At 53.1% G+C, this 5210-nt stretch carries 5 protein-coding genes and 1 pseudogene; 5 read left to right on the top strand and 1 reads right to left on the bottom strand.

Annotation, left to right across the window (positions count from 1 at the left end):
* The 5 genes and pseudogenes from ACMHLI_RS13485 to rbsR form a co-directional block, all read left to right on the top strand.
* A pseudogene (locus ACMHLI_RS13485) lies at positions 1-281 on the top strand (ribose ABC transporter ATP-binding protein RbsA); the annotation flags it as partial.
* A gap of 6 nt (positions 282-287) precedes the next feature.
* Positions 288-1259, top strand: coding sequence for a ribose ABC transporter permease (gene rbsC, locus ACMHLI_RS13480; protein WP_112165442.1), 972 nt, complete (start codon positions 288-290; stop codon positions 1257-1259).
* Between the two features lie 23 nt (positions 1260-1282).
* Positions 1283-2173: a ribose ABC transporter substrate-binding protein RbsB gene (rbsB, locus tag ACMHLI_RS13475; RefSeq protein ID WP_056775977.1), complete on the top strand. Its 891-nt coding sequence runs from the start codon at positions 1283-1285 to the stop codon at positions 2171-2173.
* A 68-nt stretch (positions 2174-2241) separates the two neighbouring features.
* Positions 2242-3171: a ribokinase gene (gene rbsK / locus ACMHLI_RS13470; RefSeq protein WP_413529918.1), complete on the top strand. Its 930-nt coding sequence runs from the start codon at positions 2242-2244 to the stop codon at positions 3169-3171.
* Positions 3172-4182 carry a ribose operon transcriptional repressor RbsR gene (rbsR, locus tag ACMHLI_RS13465; RefSeq protein WP_112165446.1) on the top strand — a complete coding sequence of 337 codons (1011 nt, stop codon included), beginning with the start codon at positions 3172-3174 and terminating at the stop codon, positions 4180-4182. It begins immediately after the preceding gene.
* Here rbsR and ACMHLI_RS13460 read toward each other — a convergent pair.
* Positions 4165-4854 carry a FadR/GntR family transcriptional regulator gene (locus ACMHLI_RS13460; RefSeq protein ID WP_413529917.1) on the bottom strand — a complete coding sequence of 230 codons (690 nt, stop codon included), beginning with the start codon at positions 4852-4854 and terminating at the stop codon, positions 4165-4167. The two genes, rbsR and ACMHLI_RS13460, sit on opposite strands and share 18 nt — an antisense overlap.
* Positions 4855-5210 lie beyond the last annotated feature (356 nt).

Below are 5210 nucleotides of genomic sequence, written 5' to 3'. Positions count from 1 at the left end.
GATTGATGACGCGGCCAAAAGTCCTGATCCTCGACGAACCGACGCGCGGCGTTGACGTCGGTGCCAAAAAAGAAATTTACCAGCTTATTAACCAGTTCAAGCGCGAAGGGCTGAGCATCATTTTGGTTTCCTCAGAAATGCCGGAAGTGATCGGTATGAGCGACCGGGTTCTTGTGATGCATGAAGGTCATTTAAGCGGTGAATTCCCGATAGAACAGGCTACGCAAGAAGTGTTGATGGCAGCCGCTGTCGGCAAGCAATACCGCGTGACGCAGGAGTAATCAGATATGAGTTCTCAGACATTGTCAGCCAAAAAGCGCTGGATCAGTAAAGAGTGGTTGTTGGAGCAGAAATCTCTGATTGCGCTGCTGGTGTTGATTGCCGTGGTCTCTTCCATGAGCCCGAATTTCTTTACCGTGAATAACCTGTTCAACATCCTTCAGCAAACGTCCGTCAACGCCATTATGGCCGTGGGCATGACGCTGGTGATCCTGACGTCAGGTATTGATTTATCCGTCGGTTCTTTGCTGGCGCTGACCGGTGCGGTTGCGGCCTCTATCGTCGGGCTTGAAGTGAATGCGCTGGTTGCCGTGGCAGGCGCGCTGGCGCTGGGCGCAGGTATCGGCGCCGTCACTGGCATGATTGTCGCCAAAGGTAAGGTGCAGGCGTTTATCGCCACGCTGGTCATGATGTTGCTGCTGCGCGGTATCACCATGGTGTACACCAACGGCAGCCCTATAAGCACCGGCTTTAATGATGTGGCAGATGTGTTTGGCTGGTTTGGTATCGGGCGCCCGTTGGGGATTCCGACACCGGTCTGGCTGATGGCCGTGGTGTTTATTGCAGCCTGGTACATGCTGCATCACACCCGGTTAGGGCGTTATATCTACGCGCTGGGCGGCAATGAATCGGCCACGCGTCTGTCAGGTATCAGCGTCGATAAAGTCAAAATTATCGTCTACTCCCTGTGTGGTTTGTTAGCCGCTCTGGCCAGTATCATCGAAGTGGCGCGCTTGTCTTCAGCGCAGCCTAACGCAGGTACAGGCTACGAGCTGGATGCGATTGCCGCCGTTGTTTTAGGGGGAACCAGCCTGTCCGGGGGTAAAGGGCGCATTGTTGGAACGCTGATCGGTGCATTGATCCTTGGCTTCCTGAATAACGGTTTGAACTTATTAGGTGTTTCTTCCTACTACCAGATGATCGTGAAAGCAGTTGTCATTCTGCTGGCGGTTCTGGTGGATAACAAAAGCAACAAATAAACTCTCCTACAGGACTTATGACCATGAATATGAAAAAACTGGCTGTCTGGGTTTCCGCCGCAGCGATCACCGCGTCTTTCAGTGCTAACGTTATGGCGAAAGATACCATCGCGCTGGTCGTTTCAACGCTGAACAACCCGTTCTTTGTTTCTATGAAAGACGGTGCGCAAAAAGAAGCCGACAAACTGGGCTACAACCTGATTGTTCTCGATTCGCAGAACAACCCGGCGAAAGAGCTGGCAAACGTGCAGGACCTTACCGTTCGTGGTACCAAGCTGATGCTGATTAACCCGACCGATTCTGATGCCGTAGGCAATGCTGTCGCGATGGCTAACCAGGCGAAAATCCCAGTGATCACCCTTGACCGTCAGGCGACTAAAGGCGTCGTTGCCAGCCACGTGGCATCTGATAACGCCTTCGGCGGCAAAATGGCCGGTGACTACATCGCGAAGAAACTGGGCGAAAACGCCAAAGTGATCGAACTGGAAGGCATTGCCGGGACTTCCGTTGCCCGCGAACGCGGTAAAGGTTTCGCCCAGGCCGCTGAGAAACACCATTTCCAGATCCTCGCCAGCCAGCCTGCTGACTTCGACCGCACCAAAGGCCTTAACGTTATGCAGAACCTGCTGACTGCGCATCAGGATGTACAAGCCGTCTTCGCTCAGAACGACGAAATGGCGCTGGGCGCATTGCGTGCCCTGCAGACTGCCGGTAAAACTGACGTTCTTGTTGTCGGCTTCGACGGTACAGAAGACGGTATCAAAGCGGTAAACAGCGGTAAAATGGGCGCTACTGTGGCACAACGTCCGGAACAAATCGGCGTGATCGGTGTTCAGACAGCTGACAAAGTGCTGAAAGGCGAAAAAGTCCCGGCTGTTATTCCTGTTGATTTGAAACTGGTTGCTCAGCCGTAATACCCGCATGCTCGATGCTGTAACCCGCGCCTCCTTTTGGGGGCGCTCTTTGACCCAGGGATCTCCACATGAAAACAGGCAAACTGGTGGTACTCGGCAGTATTAATGCTGACCACATTCTGAATATCAACCACTTCCCGCAACCGGGCGAAACGGTGATCGGCAAGCAGTACACCGTGGCTTTCGGTGGCAAAGGTGCGAATCAGGCGGTCGCCGCCGGTCGCAGTGGTGCAGATATTTCTTTTATTGCCTGTGTGGGTGACGATGATATTGGTGAGCGTGTGCGTAAACAGCTGGCCAGCGACCACATTGATACGCAACCTGTCGAAGCCATCAAAGAAACGACCACCGGCGTCGCGTTGATTTTCGTGAATGCAGAAGGTGAGAACGTCATTGGTATCGATGCGGGTGCCAACAGTGCGGTGACGCCGGACTACCTTGCACGCTATAAACAGCAAGTCATCAATGCTTCTGCTCTATTAATGCAGCTGGAATCACCGTTAGAGACGGTGATTGCGGCGGCGAAGTTAGCTAAAGAAAACGGCACGCAGGTCATTCTTAATCCTGCCCCGGCCTGTGAATTGCCGGACGAACTGCTGTCGCGGGTCGATATCATCACCCCGAACGAAACCGAGGCTGAGAAGCTGACCGGGATTAAGGTCGAGAATAATGACGATGCGGCCCGAGCAGCCAAAGCCCTGCACGACAAAGGCATTGCGACGGTTATCATCACGCTGGGCAGTAAAGGTGTCTGGCTGAGCCAAAACGGGGAAGGCAAGCAGGTCGCCGGATTCCGCGTCAAAGCCGTGGATACTATTGCGGCCGGTGATACTTTTAATGGCGCACTGGTGACTGCGTTGCTGGAAGGTAAGGCAATGGACAGCGCGGTACGCTTTGCTCACGCCGCTGCCGCGATTGCAGTGACACGTCCTGGCGCTCAACCTTCCGTACCATGGCGCAAAGAAATCGACGATTTCCTCACGCAGCAGGAGGCCTGATTGGCCACCATGAAAGATGTCGCCCGTCTGGCGGGCGTTTCAACTTCTACTGTTTCCCACGTCATCAACAAAAATCGGTTCGTCAGTGATGCCATCGCCGACAAGGTGAATGCCGCCGTTGAACAGCTCAACTACGCACCGTCCGCGCTGGCACGCAGCCTGAAACTAAATCAAACCCGCACCATTGGCATGTTACTGACGGCCAGCAGCAACCCGTTTTATGCGGAAGTGGTGCGCGGTGTTGAACGCAGTTGCTATGAACGTGGCTACAGCCTGATCTTATGTAATACCGACGGCGATGCCGAACGCATGAACCGCAGTCTGGAAACGCTGTTGCAAAAGCGTGTCGATGGCCTGCTGTTGATGTGTACGGAAAATCACCGGCCATCGAAAGATGCCATCAGCCGCTATCCTTCCTTACCTATTGTGATGATGGACTGGTCACCGTTTGATGGCGCGAATGATGTGATTCAGGACAATGCGCTTCTGGGCGGAGAAATGGCGACGGAGTATCTGATCCGTCAGGGCTATCGCAAAATTGCCTGCATCACCGGACCGCTGGATAAAACCACCGCGCAGGAACGGCTGAACGGTTATCGTCAGGCCATGAATAAAGCCGGGCTGGTCATCCCTCCCGGTTATGAAGTCAGCGGTGATTTTGAATTCGAAGGAGGCGTACCGGCGATGGAGAAATTGCTGTCGTTACCCGAGCCGCCTCATGCGGTCTTTGCGGGGAATGATGCAATGGCAGTCGGTGCGTATCAGGCATTGTATCAACGTGGATTGCGTGTGCCGGATGATGTCGCAGTAATCGGCTACGATGATATCCAGCTGGCGCAATATATGATGCCGCCGCTGACGACTATCCATCAGCCTAAAGATTCACTCGGTGAGCTGGCAGTCGATGCCTTATTACACCGTCTGCAAGACCCACAAGCAGAGCCTCAGATTCTGGTGCTCACGCCGGAATTAGTGGTCCGTCAATCCGTGGGCTCATTCGTCGCTAAATAATAGATGCTGACAGGCTTTCAGCGCCGCATTGGCATCGCCGCCAAGAATGGCATCGGTCAGGCGCTGATGATGTTCCAACTTGATAACCTCATTGCCCGTGATCGCACGAAAGTAACTCTGATAGACCGAACTGAATAAATTCGAGAACGATGTCAGGAAAGGGTTTTTCCCCGCCTCATAGATCAGTTGATGAAAGTGCGTATCCACCGTAATCCACTGCTCCCGGTCAAAGCTTTTGTGCAGCTGGCGCATTTCATTCATATAGAGTGAAAGCCGATGCTTTTGTTCTTTGCTGGCTGAGAGAGCGGCTAATGCACAAGCCTGAGGTTCAAGCGCTCTGCGCAGCACGATAAAATGTGCCATGACCTGATCGAAGTTTTCGCGGGTCATCCACCAGGTCAGCAGGTCCTGATCGAGAAAGTTCCAGCAGGACTGAGGCATGACTCGCGTGCCAATGCGCGGGCGGGGCAAAAGCATGCCCTTTGCCGCCAGTGTTTTCACCGCTTCACGCACGGCTGTCCGGCTGACGCCAAAAATCCCCCCTAACTCATTCTCGCCGGGAAGTATCGACCCCTCAGGGTAATCGCCGGATAAAACGCGTTGTGCAATCTTCTCCGCCAGTAAATAGGAAAGGTTTCGCTGAGCAGCTTGTTGATGTGCATTAAGTAGCATGTAGGGTATTCCTGAATATCTTTCTTTATTATTAAGCGAGTTTACTCCAGCCTTGGGCTTTAAACAGGCGTGTTTTGAGCGGGTTTCGTTTATTAATCCTCCATTTCGGGCTTTTTTGTTGAATTTGTGAACGGTTGATAAAATAATTGAAATTAGGGGTTGCGGCCTTCTGAGAACTCCCTATAATGCGCCTCCACTGACCGGGAACAACGACTCCTCTAACGAGAACCAAGTCGCCCAGTCAGGAAGAATCAACCCGGTGAAAACACCGCGTCTCGATGAGAAAAAGGTTGACTCTTCAGTGGGAAAGCGTATTATCTGCCTCCCACGTTGCTGAGTTAAGTCTCGCAACGAAC

Origin of the sequence: Rahnella inusitata (genome assembly GCF_965118895.1) — a bacterium.
In the GTDB taxonomy this organism is placed as follows: domain Bacteria; phylum Pseudomonadota; class Gammaproteobacteria; order Enterobacterales; family Enterobacteriaceae; genus Rahnella; species Rahnella inusitata_A.
Note: the sequence above shows the minus strand (reverse complement) of the source record. Positions and strands in the feature narration are given on the sequence as shown.

Excerpts from the sequence above, each read along its gene's own strand:
- rbsC (WP_112165442.1), top strand. The coding sequence starts at position 288 with ATGAGTTCTCAGACATTGTCAGCCAAAAAGCGCTGGATCAGTAAAGAG.
- ACMHLI_RS13460 (WP_413529917.1), bottom strand. The coding sequence starts at position 4,854 with ATGCTACTTAATGCACATCAACAAGCTGCTCAGCGAAACCTTTCCTAT.
- rbsB (WP_056775977.1), top strand. The coding sequence starts at position 1,283 with ATGAATATGAAAAAACTGGCTGTCTGGGTTTCCGCCGCAGCGATCACC.
- rbsK (WP_413529918.1), top strand. The coding sequence starts at position 2,242 with ATGAAAACAGGCAAACTGGTGGTACTCGGCAGTATTAATGCTGACCAC.